Annotated in this window: 16 protein-coding genes and 2 pseudogenes; 11 read left to right on the forward strand and 7 right to left on the reverse strand. The window is 62.7% G+C overall.

Annotated features, from left to right (window positions below):
- Positions 1 to 44: 44 nt before the first annotated feature.
- Together BTO02_RS27385 and BTO02_RS27390 are read left to right on the forward strand one after the other, a co-directional pair.
- Entirely contained in the window at positions 45 to 3,104 is a 3,060-nt protein-coding gene (locus BTO02_RS27385) for a peptidase domain-containing ABC transporter (RefSeq protein ID WP_075160251.1), read from the forward strand.
- The gene (locus tag BTO02_RS27390; RefSeq protein WP_075160252.1) at positions 3,101 to 4,501 is read left to right on the forward strand and encodes a sigma-54 interaction domain-containing protein; all 1,401 of its coding nucleotides are present in this window, start codon (positions 3,101 to 3,103) and stop codon (positions 4,499 to 4,501) included. Before BTO02_RS27385 ends, BTO02_RS27390 begins: the two co-directional genes overlap by 4 nt.
- 68 nt (positions 4,502 to 4,569) lie before the next feature.
- Here BTO02_RS27390 and BTO02_RS27395 read toward each other — a convergent pair whose 3' ends face one another.
- Complete coding sequence (locus BTO02_RS27395; protein WP_075160253.1) at positions 4,570 to 5,352, reverse strand: PP2C family protein-serine/threonine phosphatase; 783 nt, start codon at positions 5,350 to 5,352, stop codon at positions 4,570 to 4,572.
- Between the two features lie 15 nt (positions 5,353 to 5,367).
- Positions 5,368 to 5,652, reverse strand: a complete 285-nt coding sequence (locus BTO02_RS27400; RefSeq protein WP_075160254.1) for a hypothetical protein — start codon at positions 5,650 to 5,652, stop codon at positions 5,368 to 5,370.
- A 499-nt stretch (positions 5,653 to 6,151) separates the two neighbouring features.
- Between BTO02_RS27400 and BTO02_RS27405 the strand changes: the two genes are divergently transcribed.
- From BTO02_RS27405 to BTO02_RS35265, 3 genes and pseudogenes are all read left to right on the forward strand, one after another.
- The gene (locus BTO02_RS27405; protein WP_075161437.1) at positions 6,152 to 6,697 is read left to right on the forward strand and encodes a lecithin retinol acyltransferase family protein; all 546 of its coding nucleotides are present in this window, start codon (positions 6,152 to 6,154) and stop codon (positions 6,695 to 6,697) included.
- A gap of 37 nt (positions 6,698 to 6,734) precedes the next feature.
- Positions 6,735 to 6,995, forward strand: coding sequence for a hypothetical protein (locus tag BTO02_RS27410; RefSeq protein WP_075161438.1), 261 nt, complete (start codon positions 6,735 to 6,737; stop codon positions 6,993 to 6,995).
- A 1,561-nt stretch (positions 6,996 to 8,556) separates the two neighbouring features.
- Positions 8,557 to 9,054, forward strand: a pseudogene (locus BTO02_RS35265) (cytotoxic necrotizing factor Rho-activating domain-containing protein); the annotation flags it as partial.
- A gap of 238 nt (positions 9,055 to 9,292) precedes the next feature.
- On the opposite strand, the gene BTO02_RS27420 reads toward BTO02_RS35265, so the two are convergent.
- The 3 genes from BTO02_RS27420 to BTO02_RS27430 all read right to left on the reverse strand — a co-directional run bounded on the left by BTO02_RS27420 (position 9,293) and on the right by BTO02_RS27430 (position 14,023).
- Positions 9,293 to 11,227, reverse strand: coding sequence for a peptidoglycan D,D-transpeptidase FtsI family protein (locus BTO02_RS27420; RefSeq protein WP_083615407.1), 1,935 nt, complete (start codon positions 11,225 to 11,227; stop codon positions 9,293 to 9,295).
- Between the two features lie 256 nt (positions 11,228 to 11,483).
- The gene (aqpZ, locus tag BTO02_RS27425) at positions 11,484 to 12,230 is read right to left on the reverse strand and encodes an aquaporin Z (protein ID WP_075160256.1); all 747 of its coding nucleotides are present in this window, start codon (positions 12,228 to 12,230) and stop codon (positions 11,484 to 11,486) included.
- A gap of 242 nt (positions 12,231 to 12,472) precedes the next feature.
- Positions 12,473 to 14,023, reverse strand: coding sequence for a methyl-accepting chemotaxis protein (locus tag BTO02_RS27430; RefSeq protein WP_075161439.1), 1,551 nt, complete (start codon positions 14,021 to 14,023; stop codon positions 12,473 to 12,475).
- A 641-nt stretch (positions 14,024 to 14,664) separates the two neighbouring features.
- Between BTO02_RS27430 and aepX the strand changes: the two genes are divergently transcribed.
- Genes aepX through BTO02_RS27445 form a run of 3 tightly spaced genes read left to right on the forward strand, consistent with a single transcriptional unit; the run spans position 14,665 to position 18,668 of the window.
- Complete coding sequence (gene aepX / locus BTO02_RS27435; RefSeq protein ID WP_075160257.1) at positions 14,665 to 16,392, forward strand: phosphoenolpyruvate mutase; 1,728 nt, start codon at positions 14,665 to 14,667, stop codon at positions 16,390 to 16,392.
- Positions 16,389 to 17,555, forward strand: a complete 1,167-nt coding sequence (gene aepY, locus BTO02_RS27440; RefSeq protein ID WP_075160258.1) for a phosphonopyruvate decarboxylase — start codon at positions 16,389 to 16,391, stop codon at positions 17,553 to 17,555. The genes aepX and aepY overlap by 4 nt, the downstream gene beginning before the upstream one ends.
- Before the next feature lie 45 nt (positions 17,556 to 17,600).
- A complete protein-coding gene (locus BTO02_RS27445) occupies positions 17,601 to 18,668 on the forward strand; it encodes a 2-aminoethylphosphonate aminotransferase (protein WP_075160259.1) in 1,068 nt (355 codons plus the stop codon).
- A gap of 149 nt (positions 18,669 to 18,817) precedes the next feature.
- Here the strand turns inward: BTO02_RS27445 and BTO02_RS35270 are convergent.
- Positions 18,818 to 19,000 (reverse strand): annotated as a pseudogene (locus BTO02_RS35270) (peptide-methionine (S)-S-oxide reductase MsrA); the annotation flags it as partial.
- Positions 19,001 to 19,192: 192 nt separating this feature from the next.
- Here BTO02_RS35270 and BTO02_RS35275 point away from each other — a divergent pair.
- From BTO02_RS35275 to BTO02_RS27460, 3 genes are read left to right on the forward strand one after another with little or no spacing between them, the layout of a single operon-like run.
- Positions 19,193 to 19,744 (forward strand): PAAR domain-containing protein, encoded by a 552-nt coding sequence (locus BTO02_RS35275; protein ID WP_075160260.1) that lies wholly within the window; start codon positions 19,193 to 19,195, stop codon positions 19,742 to 19,744.
- Positions 19,741 to 20,667: a hypothetical protein gene (locus BTO02_RS27455; protein WP_075160261.1), complete on the forward strand. Its 927-nt coding sequence runs from the start codon at positions 19,741 to 19,743 to the stop codon at positions 20,665 to 20,667. The genes BTO02_RS35275 and BTO02_RS27455 overlap by 4 nt, the downstream gene beginning before the upstream one ends.
- Positions 20,668 to 20,683: 16 nt before the next feature.
- Positions 20,684 to 21,379, forward strand: coding sequence for a hypothetical protein (locus BTO02_RS27460; RefSeq protein WP_075160262.1), 696 nt, complete (start codon positions 20,684 to 20,686; stop codon positions 21,377 to 21,379).
- Between the two features lie 71 nt (positions 21,380 to 21,450).
- Here BTO02_RS27460 and msrA read toward each other — a convergent pair whose 3' ends face one another.
- Positions 21,451 to 22,215 (reverse strand): peptide-methionine (S)-S-oxide reductase MsrA, encoded by a 765-nt coding sequence (gene msrA / locus BTO02_RS27465; RefSeq protein WP_083615408.1) that lies wholly within the window; start codon positions 22,213 to 22,215, stop codon positions 21,451 to 21,453.
- Positions 22,216 to 22,234 lie beyond the last annotated feature (19 nt).

Genomic DNA, 22,234 nt, shown 5'->3' on the forward strand with positions numbered 1-22,234 from the left:
ACGGTTTTCCTCGCACGCCATGAATCCGTCGAGACGCCACTGATATGGACGCTCCTCCGCAAACGTCGCCATCCACCGCCGATTTTCTTGCGTCGGTTGAAATTCTGTCGCCGTTTTCGCGCGACGAGATCGAGCGTCTCGCCGCGCAGGCGCAGTCGCGCTTCTATACGTTCGGCGAAACGGTATGCAATGCCGGCGATCCGGCGGATGGACTGTTCGTCATCAAGTCGGGTTCGGTGCGCATTTTCACCGAAGAGCACGGCAAGGAGATCAGCATGGGCGTGCGCAAGCAGGGCGAGATCTTCGGCGAGATCGCGATGCTGCGTGCGTATATCCACGAGTCGTCGGTACGTGCATCCGCTAAAACAGAATTGCTGTTTATCCCGCACGCGGCGATCGAGCCCGTGATCGTCGCGAATCAGGCGGCGCATGCCTTCGTCGCAAGCTATGTGGCGATCAATTCGGCGGGCGGCTTTGTTGCGCAACTGTTCGATCTGCGCGGCAAGCTGAACAAGACGGAACTCGAAGAGTATGTGCGCAGTGTCGGCGTCAAACGCGTCAGCGCGGGCAAGGAGATCCTGAAGCAGGATGCGCGCGACGACCGGCGCCTTTATGTCGTGCGTCAGGGCGAGGTCAAGATCGTGCGCAACGAAGACGGGCACGATTACACGATCGCCACGTTGCGCGACGGCGAGATTTTCGGTGAAAAGGCCTGTTTGATGCGCCAGGAGCAGATGGCGTCCGCAGTGGCGAGCGCCGATACGCGACTGCTGGTGATTCCCGAGCGCACCGTGCATTTCATCCTCGAGCGCAATCCGAAACTGCGCGAGGCGCTCGACGAGCGCATCCGCTATGCGGACCGCGAACTCGAGCGCCAGAAGCGGCTCGAGCAGCGGCGCAAGCGTCCGCTGACGCTCGATCTGCATACGAAGCCCGAATTCGGCGAGCGCGTGATCAGGCGTTTTCCGCTCGTCGAGCAGGCAGAGGAGATGGATTGCGGCGCTGCGTGCCTCGCGATGGTCTGCAAGCACTACGGCATTCCGATGACGCTCGGCAAATTGCGCGAACTTGCGAATGTGACGACGCAGGGCGCGACGCTCGATAGTCTCGCACGCGCGGGCGAAGCACTCGGCTTCACGACGCACGGCGTGCAGTGCACCTTCGATTCGCTGCGCGGCTTCGAGTTGCCCTTCATCGTTCACTGGGAGGGCTACCACTACGTGGTGGTGTATGGCGTATCGCACGACACCGTCTGGCTCGCGGACCCGGCGCTCGGCTTCAGAAAGCTCGCCGTCGAAGATTTCGAACGCGGCTGGAGCGGTACGTGTCTGCTCTTCACGCCTGGTGCGAATCTCATTCAGCTAGCGGCATCGCGTTCGCCATGGCTGCGTTTTATCGGTTACCTGACGCCGTACCGCAAGATACTTGCATACCTGTTTCTGGCGACTTTCGTGATTCAGGTGCTCGGCGTGATTCCGCCGCTCATTATCCAGAACATCCTCGATGGCGTGATCGTCCATCAGAACGTCGGGCTGCTGCATCTGCTGATTATCGGCCTCGTCATTTCGAACGTGTTTTCGCAACTGATGTCGACGATACGCGCGTATCTGTCGAACTTCATGGCGCGCAATATGGACTTCGCGATGATGTCGCAGTTCTTCAAGCACACCTTGTCCCTGCCGTTTTCGTTCTTTGCGAAGCGCAAGACCGGCGACATTTTCGCGCGCTTCCAGGAGAACCAGACAATACGCGCGTTCCTCACGGAATCGACGGTGACCACTGCGTTGAACCTGCTGATGGTGTTCATCTATTTCGCGATCATGTTCTTCTACAACGTCAAGATGACGCTGACACTGATCGCATTCGTCATTCCGATCATTGCATTGACGGTGATCGCAACCCCGAAAATCAAGGCCTATGCACGTGAAGTGTTCGCCGCGTCGACCGATTCGAAGGCGTTTCTGATGGAGGCGTTGTCCGGCGTCGAGACGGTCAAGGGCATGGGTATCGAGCGGCCCGTGCGGCTGCGCTGGGAAAAGAAGTATGCGAAGGCGCTCGAAGTGCAGTACCGCGCGCATGCGTTCAACATCATGGTCGGCTTCGGCAGCCAGTTGCTCAATGCGGCGACGACGATCGCGATTCTCTGGGTCGGCGCAAACCTCGTGCTTGCGCGTGAGATGACGATCGGGCAACTGATCGCATTCAATGCGTTCATGGGCAGCGTGCTGAGCCCGCTGATGGGCCTCGTCGGCTTGTGGAGCATGCTCAACGACGCGGGCGTGGCCATGGAGCGCCTCGGCGACGTGCTCGATATCGAGCCGGAGCAGAAGCCGCAGGATCTTCAGTCGCGCGTGATGCTGCCCGATCTGCAGGGCGAAATCAGCCTCAACGGCGTCTATTTCCGTTATGGCGAAAGCGACGCGCCGTATGTGCTCGAAAACATCAGCTTCGATATCAAGCCCGGCGAACTCGTGGCGATCGTCGGGCGCAGCGGCTCGGGCAAGACGACGCTCGCAAAGCTGCTGGTCGGCTTCTATGCGCCGACCGAGGGCAAGATGACCGTCGACGGCTACGACCTCAATGCGATCGACAAGGGCTATTACCGCGCGCAAATCGGCTATGTGATGCAGACCAACCTGCTGTTTTCGGGGACGATCGCGGAAAACATCGCGAGCGGCGACGATACGCCCGACCGGCGGCGCATCGAAGAAGTCGCGAAGATGGCCGACGCGCATGCGTTTATCGCGAGGATGCCGCTCGGCTACGAACAGGTGGTCGGCGAGCGCGGCATCGGGCTTTCGGGTGGACAGATCCAGCGGCTCTGCATTGCGCGGGCGCTTTATCACGACCCGCGTCTGCTCGTATTCGACGAAGCGACGTCGGCGCTCGATACGCAATCGGAGAGCAATATTCTCGGCAATATGCATGACATCCTCAAAGGGCGCACTGCGGTGATCATTGCGCACCGGTTGAGCACGATCATGCGGGCGGACAAGATTCTCGTGCTGTATGAGGGCGCAATTGTCGAGCAGGGGCGGCACGAGGAGCTCGTGAACCGGAAGGGCATGTACTACCAGCTCGTCCAGAAACAGTTGAGTGCATGATGAAAATACTCGACCAGCCGGAAGACAGCAGCCCCGCCATATCGTATGCGGGGCTCATCGAGAAGATCGAAATTCTGCGTTCGACGCTGCGCTGGTCTTCGAGGCTCGAGCGCGCGGACATCGAAAAGCTGTTGCGCCAGGCGAGCGCGCTGCGCGACGAGGCGATGCAGCTATCGCACAAGGAGCGCTTCGTGCAGGCCGCGACGGCGGAGCCGGAACACGCGGCCGCGGCCGAACAGGCGCGCACGCGCGGCGCGCGGCGCGAAGCGCTGGTGGCGCGCAGTTTTATTTTCGAAGGCACCTTCGGCGACAATCCGAAGTTGCTCGAAGCGCTGGAAATTGCCGAGAAAGCCGCGCCGACCGACTTGCCCGTGCTGATCGACGGCGAAAGCGGAACCGGCAAGGAACTCATGGCGAAGGTGATCCACGCAAACGGCAGCCGTGCGGACAAGCCGTTCATTTCGGTCAACTGCGGGGCGATTCCGGACAATCTGCTCGAGTCGGAACTGTTTGGCCATCGCAAGGGCGCGTTTACCGGGGCATCGAACGATCGCAAGGGCAAATTCGAAAGCGCACATACGGGGACCATTTTTCTCGACGAGATCGGCGAGCTGCCGCTGCCGGGCCAGGTGAAACTGCTTCGGGTACTCGAGGCTCACGAGATCCAGCGCGTGGGTTCCGACGAACCGATCGCGGTCGACACGCGCATCGTCGCAGCGACGAATCGCAACTTGCGCAAGCTCAGCGAACAGGGCACGTTTCGCGAAGACCTGTTCTACCGGCTCAGTGTGATTCACGTGACGTTGCCGCCGCTGCGCGAGCGGCGCGACGAAATTCCGCTGCTGTTCTCGTACTTCGGCGACGAAGCAGCGGGCGCGCTCAAGCGCCGGCCAATCAGAATGACGCCGCGTTTGCGCGATTTCCTGCTGACTTACGCGTACCCAGGCAATATCCGCGAATTGCGCAACATTCTGTATCGCGTGTCGTGCCTTGCCGGCGACATCGCCGATATCGAACACTTGCCCGTCGATGTGCGGCCTGCCGCGAATTCGCCGTCGGCCGTCGCCGCATCGGCGGGACTCGAGATCGGGGCGGCGATCAACGGTGGGGGAGCCGAATCCGGCATATCGAATTTGCTGTCGCTGAGCGACGCCAAGCGCGCGGCCAGTGACGAAGCGGAGAAAGCGTTCCTGCAGCGCGGCCTGCGCGAAGTCGGCGGCACGGTGGCGGAACTGGCGCGGCGCGTCGATATGAACCGCTCGCATCTGCAGATGCTGTTGAAGAAACACGGGCTGCATTCGAAGGATTTTCGTCATCTGCATCCTCAGCCTCAACGCGGCGCGGTGCAGAAGAACCCCGCAGACGATGCGGATGAGAGCGAGGCGGATATGCGCTAGGCGAGCGCGGCGCACGGCGCGCATGCAGTATGCGCACGCGGGATGCGCCTGCAACGCGGCGTGCCGGATCAGCTCGTCGGATTCAACAGCGTCTTATCCGCGGCAAGCGGATCTTCGGCCAGCACGACGATCGCGGTGATGTTGTCTCGCCCGCCCCGCGCGAGCGCCATGTCGACGAGTTCATCGGTGATGCGGCGGCAATCGAATGGCGACGTGGCGACGAGCGCGGCGAGAATCTCTGCGTCGGTCAGCTCGTTCGACAGGCCGTCGCTGCACAGCAGGAAGACGTCGCCATCGGCCACTTCAATCGTGTCTTCATCGAGCACGAGCTGATCGGTCGCGCCGATCGCACGCGTAATGATGTGATGTGCCGGATGATGGCGTGCTTCCTCGTCGGTCAGCTGGCCCGATGCGCGCAATGCCTCGACGTGGCTGTGGTCGCGCGTCAATTGCCGCAACTGGCCGTTGCGGCATAGATAGATGCGGCTGTCGCCGGCCCACAAATACCCGCAAAAGCGATCGCAGGCGAGCAGCACGACGACGGTGCTGCCGATCCGTTGCACCTGCCGGCGCGCGGCTTCGTCGCGCAACTGCTGATTCGCGCTAAGCAATTGCACGCGTGCTTGCGCGAGATTTCCGGTCATCCGGTTCGCTGCGTCAGGCAGTTGCCTGAGGCCTTCGATCACGAGACGGCTCGCGACGTCGCCGACCGCATGGCCGCCCATGCCGTCCGCGACAGCCCAGCGCCCGCGCGCCGGCTCGTCAAGGCAGGCATCCTCGTTGATGTCGCGCACGCGCCCGGCTTCCGAGCGCGCCGACGACATCCAGCGGAAGTGGCTCGCGCACATCACGATTCCGGCAGTGGGTCAGGCGGTGTTCCGGCTGAGCGCGTCGGGCGCGACGCTGATGTTCGAATTCGGCGCGCTGTTGCGCACGTCGACGGTCTGAAACTGATTGATCATCTGGTCCGCGTAGAAATTGTTCTGCACTTCGTACAAGTTGACGACCGGGCCCATGCTCGGCGAACTGCGCACATACGGCTGAATCCAGCCGAATACCCATGGCGCACCGCCGCCGCCGCGAATCGCGGTCATTGCCTTGCGATCGAGCGCGAGATTATGCGAGAGGTCGTGAATAGCAATCGAGGCCATGATCGGTTCTCCGGAAGGAGCCGGCGCTGTGCGGCTGCGGTGTTCAATGGATAGCTGCGGCAGATACTTGCAAAGCGTATGCCAGTATGAATGCGTTCCGGCTACGGCGTGCCAAGCCGTTGATCGCGCGGCGTTCTTCGCATCGCGATGCCGATCGTCGCGCGCGGCTTCGACTGCTTGCGTTTTGCGGCGGCCAACATAGCCGGGCGCGAAACGTTGGGACACCCAACACATTGAACGGCGATCTGCCGTTAAACAAGGCCAGTGAGCGTTACCGTGCGCCTCGCGACGCGAATCGTGGCGCGTAGGCGAACTGATCGCCGTCTGCCAACATCGGCGTGTGAATAGTGTTGGAATGCGGCCCACAGAAGGACATGCCGATCCGTTTTGATTTTGCAGTTTCCTCGGCAGATCAAGCACTTGCGTACGCTGGTCCGGATGATGCAAAAACGCTCGCAACAGTGTTGGACTTCCACAGCGAAACGAGCGAGCCATGAACATCTCCTGCCAGTCAGCGAGCATCCTCGAACCGGAGCCTGTCGCTTCCCTGCGTGGCGCAGCGGCTTGCGTGGTGAACGATGTCACGGTTTATGGCTTCGACGACGAACCTGCGCTCGGCGCCCACCTCGTCACGCAACGCCGCGGCTACGCGCATCACGGCATCTATGTCGGCGGCGGCAAGATCGTCCACTACGCGGGCTATGCGGGTTCGGCGCATCGCGGCCCGGTCGCGGAAGTGACGCTCGAGCAGTTTGCGGCGGGCCATGCGATTGCCGTGCTGCCGCATCCGCTGCCGAAGTTTGCCGGTGCGGAAACGGTACGCCGCGCGCGCTCGCGCCTCGGCGAAAACAGCTACCGGCTGCTGACCAACAACTGCGAACACTTCTGCGCCTGGTGCGTGTTCGGCGAAAGCCGCAGCGAGCAGGTCCACGCGTGCCTCACACGCCCGCATGCAGCGCTGCGCGCACTGCTGTGCCTCGTGAGCGCATACGTATCTCAGGGATTCAGGAGCAGGGGCGGTCAGATCGCCGCCCGTGCTGCATAAGGCAAGCCGCATCGAACTCGGGATCGAGGAGACCATCATGAACACGACCGGTAAGACATTGCGCTGGGCTGTCGACAAGTGGCTCGCGCCGACGGCTGCGGCGCCTGCGCGCATCACGCGTTGCTCGCGCACGGCGGGGGCCGGGCTTGGTTGCGTACGTGTCGAAGCGTCGAGGCCCGATGGCTTGCTGTCGTTCTTCTTCTTTCGTCATGGCGACGGCTCGTGGAATGTCTTTCCGCCGGCGCAAAAGCGGCCGGCGATGAATGCGTCGCGAGCCGTGCCATCCGCTGCTCATTGAGCTGATTAATGTACGTCTCGCGTTTTAAGCCAGGTTTAATTTTTCGCTGTGAATATGGGGCCATCCCCTGTTGAGCCGCCGAAGTCCAGGCGGCTTTTTTTTCGCCCGCGCAGCGCAGTGTTTCGGGGCACGAGCGATTCCATTCCTGTACTGCAGTAGCACTGCACATCGCCGGGCGAGGCACCGTATCGTCTGCAAGAAACTGGCGCGATTTGTTGCGCAATTTGCAGAGGAACCCGTCATGCGGATACAGGTTAAGGATCAGGATAGCGCCTTCGATACGACGCAGCCCGCGCGACCCGGCTCAGGCTCGGCGCGGGCCGCAGCGGAGGTGACGGAATCGGGCGGCGCGGACCGGCGCGCCTTGCGGGCTTATCCGAACGCCGTGCAGATGGCGCCGCGGTTTCTGCTGCTCGAGCAGCATGCGCTCGCAATACAGCAAAGAATGGAGGGCGGCGCCCAGTTGTCGATCGGCGACGGCGAGGTTCTTAAACTGTATGACGAGTTGCGCGAACGCCTCGCTTTTTTGCGCCCGGGACCGCCGGTGGCCAATGCGCGCGTCGCGGGTCCGCAACCACGGCTGCCGCGGCCGGACCCGCCAGCCACGCCGGCACAGCCCGCCGGCGCAACCGCGAAAGGTAGCGAACCGCCGAAGGCGGAGTACGTAGGCGGGCTTGCGATCAAATCCGACTATTCGCTGAAGGAGGTTCTCGGGACCACGGTCAATGCGTTGAAGGCGCCGTTTGCCTCGTTTATTTCGAGTGCAAAGGATCTCGTGAAGAAAGCGGTGCAAGGCGAAGCGTTGACCGCCGAAGAGGAGGAAGAGGTCTATCGTTATGCGGGGATCGTCGATGCTGCCGCTTCGATAACGAAGAAGGGTAATCTCAGCCAGCTCGCTGGCTCGGTGCTCGAGTCGCTGAACGGATTGATCGACGGACAGACCATCGGCGAGGAAAGACTCGCTTCCGACTTGACCGCTGCATACAAGGTCGTCGACCCGAAGGTCGCGGTCAACCCAGGCTCCCGGCCTTCAACGGGGGCCAATGCGGCAAATCCGGCACGTTTGCCACGATTGCCCGACGCACCAGGCAACCGGACGCCAGGGCAGGATCGCATCCACCCGTTCGATTTCCCGCGATTCAGAGTCACGTTTCCGGTACCGGGCCCCGAGTCTTCCGCGCCGCGTATCGTTCACAAGATCTTCAATCCGCCGACGCGGTTGCCGTCCGGGCAGATCGGCTATCCGCTGAGTCCGACCCGTCCTCCGCGTCTGCCCGATCGCACATCGAGCGAACCGGCTGCGGGACCGGGCCGTGAGTCCACGGAACAAACGGGCAGCGCCCGCTCGCGCGTTCCGTCGGTCGCGGATGCCGCGCAAGCGGGTCCCAGCACGGTACCGCCGCCCAAGCCGCCGCGTAGGGGCAGCAGCGATCTGAAGCGGATCGCGGGCAAGGGGCCCGTGAATCTCGAGGTTCCCCCCAACGAATTTCAGGAGCGGATGCGCGTCGACGATTTCCGCACCCGGTTCTACTTCTATCGCAATGACAGGGACGTCAACGACATGGACGGCGCGCGTCCGCTGCGCAAAACCGACTACGACGAGCGGCGCGATGTGCTGCTCGTCGGTTCCGGAGAGCATGTGACGTCCTACGTGGCCAATTCGAAATTCAGCGCGGGCAAGCACTGGGGCGGTGGCCCCGCTACCTATCTGCAGGGCGCGGAAGTCATCGAACTGGGCAATGGGCGGCAAGGCGTGGGTGCGATACGACTGCCGTTCGACAATCTCCGGCGCGGTTCGACGGTCATCGTCAGCGGAGGAGCAATGAACGGTTGCTCGATGCTGTTCGCGTCGGACCAGCATTCGCTGTACGCGTATCACGCCGGTGCCGCGGAGTCGAGTCAGGACTGGCTGACGTCGCAACAAGGCGCGAAGAGCATCGTCGATGCGCATGTGAAGATAGGGCCGTCGACGCATCCGGAATACAAGTGGCGCGGAGACAATACCGACCTCGTCACGGTGGGGCGCCAGTATCCGTTTTCGGCGTTGATCTACAGCGGCCGCTCGATGGACAGCACGGAGGCGCTGGCCGCCGCGGGCGCGGCGCTCGGTGCGGTGGGCGGCGCGGCCGATACTTCGGCGAATGCCTACCTCAATGTCCAGCGTCATGAGTATGGGCCCCGACAGGGGCTGCGCTGGCACATGATGACATTCAACTATCACGAGCACGACCCGCATCTGCGTACGATCGGCACGGCAGAGGCCGTGATCTCGAAGGATCTGAAGGGCGCCGTCACGGTTAGCGTGCTCGCCGAGAAAGGCACGCTGGACCGAGGCTCGTCGATCGGTGAACGAGGCGGGCCCATTTCATACCGGTACAAGACGACCGACAGCGATTCGGCAACTTACTACGTACCCGCGCCGCCGGGCGACGAGACGCGCCAGACGCGGCCGAAGAGTTGACCGCCTGGATGTCGGGCGGCACGCCGAGCAACTGCAGCGTACCGCCGGCCACCGCCGAGAATACGGGCCCGGCAACCGTGCCGCCGTAAAACGCACGGCCGGCCGGGTCGTCGATCATCACGGCGACAATGACGCGCGGGTCGCTCATCGGCGCCATGCCGACGAAAAGCGCGCGATAGCGGTTTGCCGCGTAGCTCGCGCCGATCTGCTTGCGCGCCGTGCCGGTCTTGCCGCCGACGCGATAGCCTTCGATCGATGCGGCCTGGCCCGTGCCGCCGGGGCCGGTCGCCATTTCGAGCATGTCGCGAATCGCCGCGGCCGTGGCGGGTGTCGTTACGCGCCGCGCGTGCGAAACGGCCTCGCTGGCGCCGGGCTTGCCGGCGTCCGGCATCGCGGCGCGCACCGTTGCAGCGGGCGGCGTTTCGTGCAGCAGATACGCGGGCCGCAGCGTGCCGTCCCCCGCATACACCGTGTACACCTGCGCAAGCTGCAGCAGCGAGGCGGACAGGCCATAGCCGTAGGCCATTGTCGCCTGTTCGATCGGCCGCCAGCGCTCGTAAGGCCTTACCTTGCCGGAGGCGACACCGGGGAACGTCAGCTGCGGCGCGTGGCCGAGCCCGTATTGCTGATACGTGGTCCAGATCGTTTCGGCCGGAAGATTCAGTGCGAGCTTCGCAAGCGCGATATTGCTCGACTTCTGCAATGCTTCGGCGACCGTCATGCGCCCGTGATTGGAGGTGTCGTGAATCACGTTCGGGCCGATCTTCCAGAAGCCAGGCGCGGTGTCGACCAGCGTGCGCGGACTGACCTTGCCCTGATCGAGCGATAACGCGACCACCACGGGTTTGATCGTCGAACCCGGTTCGAATGTGTCGACGACTGCGCGATTGCGCAGTTGCCGGCCGGTCAGGCGCGCGCGGTCGTTCGGATCGAAGCTCGGGAAGTTGGCCAGCGCGAGAATCTCGCCGTTGCGCGCATCGAGCACGACGACGCTGCCCGCTTCGGCGCGATGCTTCGCGATCGCGGCCTTCAGTTGCGCATAGGCGAGCTGCTGGATCCGGCGGTCGATCGTGAGTTGAACCGTCGCGCCGTTGCGCGCGGGCTGCAGCGGCCGGGTTTCGTAGACGACGCGGCCAAGGCGGTCGCGAATCACATCGCGGCGGCCCGGCACGCCGCTCAGCGCATCGTTCGCGGCCAGTTCGACGCCTTCCTGGCCGTTGTCTTCGATATCGGTGAAGCCGACCACGTGCGCGGCCGATTCGCCTTCCGGATAGAAACGCTTCGTATCGGCGATCTGCGTGATGCCGGTCAGGCCGAGCTTGCGGATTTTTTCCGCGGTGTCGGCGTCGACCTGGCGCTTGAGCAGCACGAACGACTTGTCGCCGGACACCCGGCGGCGTAGTTCCGCGAGCGGTTGTTCGATCAGTGCGGCGAGCGGCGCCAGCGAATCGGCATCGATCAGTTTGGGCGATGCCCAGATTTCATAGGTGGCGAGACTGACTGCGAGCAGCGCGCCGTGGCGATCGACGATGCGTCCGCGCGTGGCGTCGAGTTCGATGGTCCGTTGATAGCGCTTCTGCCCCTGTTCGAGATAGAAGTCGCGATTGACGACCTGCACCCAGTACGCGCGCCCGATGAGCGACGCGAACGCGGTGAAGGCAATAAACACGATGAGCTTCGAGCGCCACGCCGGCAGGCGCGCGGCGAGCATCGGATGTTTCGCGTGACTCGCATAGGCGGCTCTCGGTTGTGCTTTCTTTTTCAGGACCATGGTTGCGGACGTGAGTGAGCACGCGAAGGACACGCGGGGCGGCGTGCGACGAACGTGCAACGCAACCGTTGCGGGTGCGGCGGTTGCGCGGCGCCGCACCGATTGTAATTAAAACGTAATGTGAATGCGAGCGCGGCGCGGCGGGCGTTGCGGGAATACCAATCCGCTCGACCCGACGCGCCGCGCGATGCGTCTGCGTGTGCGTGTGCGTGCGCTTATGCGTTAGCGTGTGCGTCCGCTCGATGCGATGTGCCGCTTACGCCGTCGCGCCCGATGCGCGCACTTCGCAGCGCTTCGTGCTGCCCGCCACGATCGGATACGCAATGCCCGAGACGATCGCCCCGACAATCGGCGCGACCCAGAACAGCCACAACTGGTCGACGGCGGCGCCGCCGGCGAAAAGCGCCGGACCCGTCGAGCGAGCCGGATTGACCGACGTGTTCGTCACCGGAATCGAGACCAGGTGAATCAGCGTCAGGCACAGGCCGATCGCGATCGGCGCGAAGCCGGCCGGCGCGCGTTGATCCGTTGCGCCGAGAATCACGAACAGGAAGAAGCCCGTCATCACCGCTTCGCAGATGAACGCGGCGGCCATCGTGTAATGGCCGGGCGAGCGCTCGCCGTAGCCGTTGCTGGCGAAGCCGCTGGCCACGAGGTCGAAGCCGGGCTTGCCGGAGGCGATCAGCGACAGCACGAGGGCGCCGAGAATCGCGCCCGCGAGTTGCGCGACGATATACGGCACGACGTCGCGCATCGGAAAGCGGCCCGCGGTCGCGAGCCCGATGCTGACGGCGGGATTCAGATGGCAACCCGACACGTGGCCGATGGCGTATGCCATCGTCAGCACGGTCAGGCCGAAGGCGAGCGACACGCCGACGAAGCCGATGCCGAGCCCGTGTTCGGGACCTGCGAAGCTCGCCGCGAGGACGGCGCTGCCGCAGCCGCCGAGAACGAGCCAGAAAGTGCCGAACAGTTCGGCGACGAGACGTTTGGACAAGGACATGAAGGGTGCTCCCTCGGAAGTTTCGAAAAGCGGGAGCAGGCGAAACCGAAGCCGCACGAAGCAGGGCGGCCGGTCCGCTCCCGAGCGCGGAGTTTAGTCATGCTCGGGAAAATCGACTGTCAAGATTTGTGAAGGGCAGACGGAGCGGGCGCGCGAGTGTAAAAGAAGATTGCGCGCCTGCATTTTTGTGGCGCGCGGCCGCTTTTTATGGCGCTTTTTTATGCCGCTTTTTATGCCGCTTTCTATGCTCCTACGGGCAGCGTGAAAGCGGAGATCGCGTCGCGCAGCCCGCTCACCTGGTCTTTCAGCGAATGCGCGGCGGCCGCCGCTTGCTCGACGAGCGCCGCGTTCTGCTGCGTGACCTGATCCATCTCGCCGACCGCGCGATTGACCTGCTCGATGCCGGCGCTTTGCTCGCGCGATGCGCGGCTGATCTCTTCGAGAATCTGGTTGACGCGCCGTACCGATTGCACGATCTCGCCCATCGTCGAACCCGCGCTCGCGACGAGTTCGGCGCCCGCATCGACGCTGCCCGTCGACGTCTCGATCAGCGCCTTGATCTCCTTGGCCGCCGTGGCCGATCGCTGCGCGAGGCTGCGCACCTCGGCCGCGACGACCGCGAAGCCGCGGCCCTGTTCGCCCGCGCGCGCCGCTTCGACGGCCGCGTTCAGTGCGAGGATGTTCGTCTGGAACGCGATGCCGTCGATCACGCCGATGATGTCGCCAATCTGCCGCGAGCTGTTCGTGATGTCGCCCATCGTGCGCACGACATCGTCGACGACCTGGCTGCCGCGCGACGCGACATCGGCCGCCTGGCTCGCGAGCTCGGCCGCTTGCGCGGCGCTGTCCGCGTTGTGCTTCACGTTGTGCGTCATCTGGTCCATGCTCGATGCGGTTTGCACGAGCGCCGCCGCCTGTTCCTCGGTGCGTTGCGACAGGTCGGTATTGCCCGCGGCGATTTCCGTTGCGCCCACATCGATATTTTCGGTGCCGATGCGTACTTGCGAGACCGTCGCGACGAGCCCCTGTTGCATCGCGGAGAGCGCATGCAGCAGGCTCGTATGATCGCCGGCGGATACCGGCACGGCGGTCGCGAGGTCGCCGCTTGCCATGCGCTGCGTGGCCGCGACCGCGACTTCGAGGTCGCCGCCGAGCGTACGCCGCACGCTGCGCAGCACGAGCACCATCACGATGGTGGCGAGCGCGCCGAGCGCGAACGTGATGGCGAGCCAGCGCACGAGGTTGCCGATGAACGCGCTGCGCACGTCGTCCATGTACATGCCGGTGACGAGATACCAGTCCCACGGCGCGAAGCGCAGCGAAAAGCTCGTCTTCGGCACGGGTTTTTCGTTGCCGGGCTTCGACCACAGATAATCGACGAAGTCGCCGCCGCTATTGCGGTCGCCGGCCTTCACGATCTCGATGAATACATGGGTGCCCGCAGGGTCGGCGAACTGCGCAAGGTTCTTGCCGTCCAGCTCGGGCTTGATCGGATGCATGAGCATCACCGGCTTCGAATCGTTGATCGAGAAATAGCCGTCGGCGCCATAGCGCAGCGCGCCCACCGCGGCGAGCGCCTGCTTCTTCGCTTCCGCTTCGTCGATCGCGTGCTGCTGCGACAGCGTGTAGAAGTGGTTGACGATCGAATCGGCTTCCTGGCCGAGCGTCATCAGTTGCGCGCGGCGTTCCGCGATCATCGATGCGCGGGTCTGCCACGCGCCGAACGCGCCGATCAGGATCAGGCCGATCCACAGCACGGCAATCATCGAGCCGAGTTTCTTGTTGAGGGTCATGGTCTGCATGTCCGGGTGTCTGGATAAAGCGATGTCGATTGCGAGCGCGGTTGTCGTGCGAGTCGAAATACGAGGTCGTGAGATGACGTTGAAAGCCGATTTTTACGGTAATGCCGCGAGGCGAAACTTTGCGAGGCCTCAGTGCAGTTAACGGATGCGCGGCAAACCGCGCGCAGCAGGGGAAACCCTTATGCGGCAACGGTTTGCGCTAATTTTTGTCTGATAAATCAGTGCGTTGGGAAATCGTGGCGAGTGGCGGCATCGCGAGGCGGGAGCGAGCCGTTTGAGCGGTGCGTCGGTTTTCGCATGAACCGCGATAAATCACACATTTTTCAAACTAATTCCACCAATTGCCATAAATGACGCACCAATGCGGCGTCGGCGATTTATTTCCGATATAGTCGCCACTTTTGGTCAGCCGAAAGGGCACCGTAATTGCGGACAGCCCGAACCGATTTGAACAAGAACCGCATTGATCAATTCGATTTTTCCCTAAGAGCGGACGAGCGCTCCCGCGCCTTGTCTTTCCGCATGCTTAGGCTTGCTTTCGCAAGCTCGATTACGATCGATTTTCCCAACGACGTCGCGCGAGCGGCCGTCGACGATTTGCCGCCATTGCAGCGGCCCGCAGGAGCCACAAAATGAATGCACGCGAACCTTCTTTCTCCGCCACCTCGGTCACGTCGCGCAGCGCACGCCTGCGCCAGATGCTGCTCAGCAGCGAACTCGAATTCCTGATGGAAGCGCATAACGGCCTGTCGGCGCGCATCGTGCGCGAAGCGGGCTTCAAGGCGATCTGGGGCTCCGGTCTGACGATTTCCGCGCAATTCGGCGTGCGCGACAACAACGAGGCGAGCTGGACTCAGGTCGTCGATCAGCTCGAATTCATGGCCGACGCGAGCGACCTGCCGATTCTGCTCGATGGTGACACCGGTTACGGCAACTTCAACAACGTGCGCCGCCTTGTGCGCAAGCTCGAGCAGCGCGGCATCGCGGGCGTGTGCATCGAAGACAAGCAGTTTCCGAAAACGAACAGCTTTATCAACGGCGAACGCCAGCCGCTCGCGGATGTCGACGAATTCTGCGGCAAGATCAAGGCCGGCAAGGATTCGCAGCTCGACGAAAACTTTTCGATCGTCGCGCGCGTCGAGGCGCTGATCGCGGGCTGGGGCATGGAAGAGGCGCTGCGCCGCGCCGAAGCGTACCGGCAAGCAGGCGCCGACGCGATCCTGATGCACAGCAAGCTGTCGAAGCCCGACGAGATTCTCGAGTTCGCGCGCGAATGGGCCGGCCGCGGGCCGATCGTGATCGTGCCGACCAAGTACTACAGCACGCCGACCGATGTGTTCCGCAAGGCCGGCATCAGCGCGGTGATCTGGGCGAACCATCAGCTGCGCGCGGCCGTGTCGGCGATGCAGGCGGTCGTCAAGGACATCTACGAGCACCAGACGCTCGTCAACGTCGAAGATCGCGTGGCGACCGTCAACGAGATTTTCCGTCTGCAGGACGCGGACGAATATTCGGAAGCGGAAGACCGCTACCTGTCCGCCTCGCGCGCATCGGGCTCGGCTGTCGTGCTCGCGGCGAGCCGCGGCAAGGGTCTCGAAGCCGTCACGGCCGACCGTCCGAAGGTCATGCTGCCGATCGCCGGCAAGCCGCTGTTGCGCTGGCTCGTCGATGCGTTCAAGAAGCAGGGTGTCAACGACATCACGGTGGTCGGCGGTTATCGCGCCGACGCGATCGACACGGCCGGTATCAAGCTCGTCGTGAACGAACAGCACGAAACGACGGGCGAGCTCTCGTCGCTGGCCTGCGCGCTCGATCGTCTGCAGGGCGATACGGTTGTCTCATACGGCGATCTGCTGTTCCGCAGCTATATCGTGCGCGACCTCGTCGAAAGCGAAGCGCCGTTCTGCGTCGTCGTCGATTCGTCGGATGCGTCGGAAACGCATGCGGCCAACCGCAGCGTGCGCGATTTCGCATGGTGTTCGGCGTCGGACGACCGTGACCTGTTCGGCAACAAGGTGCTGCTGAGCCGCGTGTCGAGCGACGAGAGCGATGCGCCGGCCGGCGCGGCGTCGAAGGCGCCGCAAGGCCGCTGGGTCGGGCTCATGAACGTGCGCGGCGCGGGTCTCGCGCGCCTCAAGGAAGTGGTGGCGCAACTGCGCACGCGTGCAGACTTTGCGTCGCTCGACATGCCGGCGCTGCTCAATGCGCTGATCGAAGCGGGCGAAGAGGTCGAAGTGCAATACGTGCACGGCCACTGGCGCGGCGTCAACGATCTCGAAGACTTCCGCCGCGCCGGCGATTTCGCGCACGCGCAGACGCCGCTCGCACAAGCTGGCGGCGCAGACGAGGGCGCACGATGATCGAAGCAGCACAATTTGTCGAAGCGGCGCGCGAGCGCGGCTTCGACTGGTACGCGGGTGTGCCGTGTTCGTATCTGACGCCGTTCATCAACTACGTGCTGCAGGACCCGAATCTGCATTACGTGTCGGCGGCCAACGAAGGCGATGCGGTGGCGTTCGTCGCGGGCGTAACGCTCGGCGGCAAACGCGGCGTCACGATGATGCAGAACTCGGGGCTCGGCAATGCGGTGAGCCCGCTCACCTCGTTGACATGGACGTTCCGGCTGCCGCAATTGCTGATCGTCACGTGGCGCGGCCAGCCCGGTGTGCCCGACGAGCCGCAGCACGCGCTGATGGGCCCGATCACGCCGGCCATGCTCGACACGATGGAGATTCCGTGGGAGACGTTCCCGACCGAGGCCGACGCAATCGGTCCCGCGCTCGATCGCGCAACCAGACATATGGACGAAACGGGCCGGCCGTATGCGCTCGTGATGCAGAAGGGCAGTGTCAAACCGTATGAACTGAAAGCGGGCACTGCGGCGCCGCGCGGTGCGGCGAAAGCGGCGGTGACGCGGCTCGACGGCGTTGCGCCCGACGCATTGCCGACTCGCAACGAAGCGCTGCAGCGCGTGATCGCACATGCGCCGCTCGATTCGACGGTCGTGCTCGCGTCGACCGGTTTCTGCGGTCGCGAGCTGTATGCGATCGACGACCGTGCGAACCAGCTGTATATGGTCGGTTCGATGGGCTGCCTGACGCCGTTCGCGCTCGGCCTTGCGCTGGCGCGACCCGATCTGCACGTCGTCGCGCTCGATGGCGACGGTGCGGCACTGATGCGCATGGGCGTATTCGCTACGCTCGGCGCATATGGCACCGCGAATCTCACGCATGTGTTGCTCGATAATGGCGCGCACGATTCGACGGGCGGCCAGGCGACGGTGTCGCCGCAGGTATCGTTCGCCGGCGTCGCGGCCGCGTGCGGTTACGCATCGGCGGTGGAAACCGATCAACTGCGCGTGCTCGACGAGGTGCTCGCCGCGCCGCGTGCCGATGGCGTCGGCCCGCGTTTCGTGCGGCTCGCGATTCGCCGCGGCACGCCGGACGGCTTGCCGCGCCCGACGATCACGCCGCCCGATGTCAAGACCCGTCTGATGCGCCATATCGGCGCAAGTGCTGCGTAAGAGCAGGCGGGACAGCCAGCATAGTAAGTAGTCAGGAGAAAGTCGATGTTATTGCTGAATCCCGGGCCAGTAACGCTGAGCGCCCGCGTGCGCAACAGTCTGCTGCAAACCGATCTGTGCCACCGCGAAAGCGAGTTCTTCGATTTGCAGGACGAAGCGCGCGCGCGTCTGCTGCAGATCTATGGTCTCGATCCTGCGCAGTGGACCGCGGTGCTGATGACGGGCTCCGGCACTGCCGCGGTCGAAAGCATGGTGGCCGCGCTCGTGCCCGGGAAAGGCAAGCTGCTCGTGGTCGAGAACGGTGTGTATGGCGAGCGTATCGCCGCGATCGCGACGCAATATCAGATCGCGCAGACGGTGATCAGACACGAATGGATGCAGGCGCCGGACGTGGCGCGCATTGCCGCCGCACTCGATGCCGATCGTGCGATCACGCACGTCGCGGCGATTCACCACGAAACGACGACGGGCCGGCTCAACGACCTGCGTGCGCTTGCCGCGGTATGCCGCGAGCGCGGCGTGCGCTTGCTCGTGGATGGCGTGAGCAGCTTCGGCGCCGAAGCGATCGACTTTGCCGATACGACGATCGCCGCGGTTGCGGCTACGGCAAACAAGTGTTTGCATGGCGTGCCGGGCGCGGCATTCGTGATCGTGCGACGCGACGCGCTCGAGGTGGCCGCGAGCCGTACGTACTATCTCGACCTTGGGCGGCTTGCACGTTTGCAGGATCAGCGCAATACGCCGTTTACGCCGTCGGTGCATGCGTATTACGCGCTCGTCGAAGCGCTGCGCGAGATGGCCGACGAAGGCGGATGGACTGCGCGGCATGCGCGCTATGCGGCGCTCGCCGAGCAGGTGCGGGCGGGATTGGCCGCGCGTGGGATGGCGAGCGTGTTGCCGGCCGACCAGTCGTCGGTCGTGCTGCGCGCATACCGGCTGCCGGGCGGGGTGGCGTATCCGCAATTGCACGATGCGCTGAAAGCGCGCGGCTTCGTTATCTACGCGGGGCAGGGTGGCTTGTCCGCGGAGCTGTTCCGGATTTCGACGATGGGCGATATCCATGCACCGGATATCGAGCGCTTATTGCAGGGATTCGATCAGTTGTCGAAGTAGGCGTCGACCAAAAAAGGCGCGACGGGCGTGAGCTCGTGCGGCAAAGATCGCCGGTCTCGTATCGGCGCAAGCGGACCGTCACATTGCCCTTGCGCCGATGATTCCACAGGTCGACATCGACCTTCTTCGAGCCGCGAAAGCAGCGGAAACTACGAAGCCACCTTCACTAGCACCGGCTTGTCCCGATACTGCGTCGGAAACAGCTTCTTCAGATCCTGGACCTTCGGAATATCGTTGAACGCGATATACGGCTGATCCGGGTACAACGTCAAATAGTTCTGGTGATACGCCTCAGCCGGATAAAACGTGCGATCCGGCTCGATCGTCGTGATCTTTACGCGAACATATGCGCATTTTATCGCTCCGTCAGAGCCTGTATTAAAGAGACGTGAGATTGCTCTGAAAATGACTTTAAGTTGACGTTGCTTAACAGTTTTACATTGCACCTTGTGTACGGATAACTCAGAAACCCGGTAGATTGCCAAGCGAGAATTTCAAACAAAGAAAGAGAGGGCAATACCGGAATGAAGCGGTTCTATATCTTGCAAGGCGACAAGACGACGGCCGGCGGGCTGGTCGTCGATGGTCTGGACTATGCGTTTCACCACGGCACGAAATTTAGCTTTCTCGGAGCCAATGTGTATTGCCCGGCCTGTGGGACGAATGGAGTAATTGTGCCTATAGGCCCCCGCAGAAAATCAAACTTGCTCGGCAAGCAATTTGCGCTCGAAGGCGATGCATGTTGCTGCAGATGTCACCCTTCTCCTGCTCTCATTGCATCACAACGCCAATCAGGTGATTTCTTCGAGGTGCACGAGCTTGTGGAAATGGGATTGACGCCTCAAGGCTTAAGAGCCGCTAAACCACCCAATATAAATTTCGACGAACGCATTCGCGTGGTGAACCCGGCTGGATTGCCCATGGCTGGTGTTCCTTATCACATCCAGACGCGATCGGGCGAAGCATATAAAGGGCTAACAGATTCCGAAGGCTACAGTGAGCGTGTCTACACGGAGATCGAGCAGCAACTGAGTGTCGCCTTGGGCGGTGAAGCGCTTGCGAGGTGGAACGCATGAGAGATTACACGTATCAGATCGTCACCAACTCCCGAGAGGGCTCAAGTGCGGACGTGCTCGGGCCACTGATGCCCGCGCGGATGTTCTTCTTCGTTGTTGTCGAAGAACCGGGCAGGGACGGATTTCTCGTGCGGCATACATATGCCACCGTCGATGATCCCTTCTTGCAGGAATTGAAATTGAGTCCGCTCGCGAATGAGCGACAGGTATTTCCCGAAAGACATGGGCTGTGGCCCAAGGGCACGCAGGAATCGCCGGCGACCGTTGCAGAGCATGTATTGAAGTTCGAATCTGTTACGTCGTACGCGTCCGCAAGTACCAATTTCCCGGGCGGGGCCAAACGGTTCAGCGGCAAGTCGGTCTATGTTGATATTGCGGCCGCGAGACGCTCGGGCGCACGGCTTGTGACCACTGAAGAAATCGTGCTAGCGATAGATCAATACCAGGCAGGCCTCAATTCTGAACAGCGGCGCAAGGCCGAGTTCATCAAACGCAAGATTTTGTCGATGGATAGAGAAGTGCTTGTTCAACCGCGGACTAACGTTCCGGCGACTGGCATTTTTTCAAAGAGAGGCTTGAGTATAACGCTCGGCATCGTACGTTACGCACGCGTCGTGCAGGTGATCGGCCTTGGCTTTACCGCCTACGATCTCGGCGTAGCTGTCGATGATTCGATCAGGTTGAAGAGCGTCCGTCCTGTCGGAAAGGAGGTGATACGACAAGCGAGTGGCTGGGGCGGTGGCGTCGCCGGCGGTTGGGCAACGGCGGTTGCCGCTGCTCGCATTGGCGCTTCAACAGGGTCCCTTGTTGGCATCGAGCTCGGTCCAGGTGCCGTAGTTACTGGTCTGATCGGTGGCATCATCTTCGGAGCCGTGGGGTATTTTGGCGGTTCGTGGATCACGGATCAGATTTCCGACAAGTGACCGGAGGCGTCAGGCAATGTTTTCAATCACGCGCAAAATGAAGCAAGCAGAGGCAAGGAGTGCCGAGCGCGACAGGATCAAATCGCTTGAACAAAGATTCGGTCAGTCGTTCCACCAGCTGCGAGCGCTCTTTGCCGATGGACCGGCAGATTTGGAACGCGCGCGGTTGCCTTCTTATCCCGTCGCCATCTTCAATCGTGACATCGGCATCAACGCGTTCGGCTTAGCCTACGACATGGAGTCGGCGCAGTTCCCGCGTTTTCTGAACCTCGTGCGCACAGCGAGTGAGGAGCGCGACTGGTTATGCTTCCGGAGCGAAGCGGATGGGCGGGCAACCTCTACGCTGCTTCGTACCGAGTCCCGCTTCAGGGGTGTGTCGGTGAAGATGCTGTCCAACGATGTCGAACTGATCCGCTCAATTGAGCGGCAGCGGTTCAGCCCTGCCCCACCGTGGGTCGCGATGTACGAACACGGTCCGTTTCTGTCTCTGTCGCAGGGGGAAGAACAATACTGGCTCGAGCACATCTGGGTGCCATTCTGGCGAAGTCTGACGATCGAGGAGCAGGGTGAATTTGTCAGGGGTGCGCGCGGCGCAACCCGGCACTACCTTTCCGAAGGCCAATGGCGCGATTGGCTGATCGAACTGCGAGGAGAAGATCCGAGAACGCGAAATCTTGACGACGAAGCCGTGGCGCAACTCAACTGGTCGTAGACCGTCGGGCACCGAACGGGCGCTCATCCTTACGAGCGCCCACGTCATTCAAGCAAGACTTCGAAGATCCCTCACGAAGCCGAAGCCACCTTCACCAGCACCGGCTTGTCCCGATACTGCGTCGGAAACAGCTTCTTCAGATCCTGGACCTTCGGAATATCGTTGAACGCGATATACGGCTGATCCGGGTGCAACGTCAGGTAGTTCTGGTGATACGCCTCAGCCGGATAAAACGTGCGATCCGACTCGATCGTCGTCACGATCTTATCGGCGAACACGTGCGCGTTGCTCAACTGCGCGATATACGACTTCGCGATGCGGGCCTGCTCGGGCGTGGTCGGGAAGATCGTCGAGCGGTACTGCGTGCCGACGTCCGGCCCTTGCCGGTTCAGCTCGGTCGGGTCGTGCGCAACAGAAAAGTAAATCTGCAGGATGCGTCCGTAGCTGATCTGATGCGGATCGAACGTCACGCGCACCGATTCCGCATGGCCCGTCGTGCCGGTGCTCACCGTCTCGTATTCGGCTGCCGCTTGCGCGCCGCCGGTATAGCCCGACGTCGCGCTCGTCACGCCCTTGACGTGCTGGAACACACCCTGCACGCCCCAGAAACAGCCGCCCGCCAGCACGACCGTCTCCGAGGCAGGCGCGTTCGCTGCCGTCTCATCGACTGCCGGCGGTGGCACCATGTGTGCCTCGTCGGCCATGACGTGCCGTTGAGTGAAACCGACGCCCGCCACGAGCGCGGCGAAAAGCGCGACAAACGGCAGGCGGCGGCGCAATCGTTGCGCCGCCGTGGCGCCCTTGCGCGAGGGTTGTTGGCTAACTTCGTTCTTCATGGTCGTCTCCGTGATTGAA

The sequence above is a fragment of the Paraburkholderia sp. SOS3 genome, assembly GCF_001922345.1.
GTDB lineage: Bacteria > Pseudomonadota > Gammaproteobacteria > Burkholderiales > Burkholderiaceae > Paraburkholderia.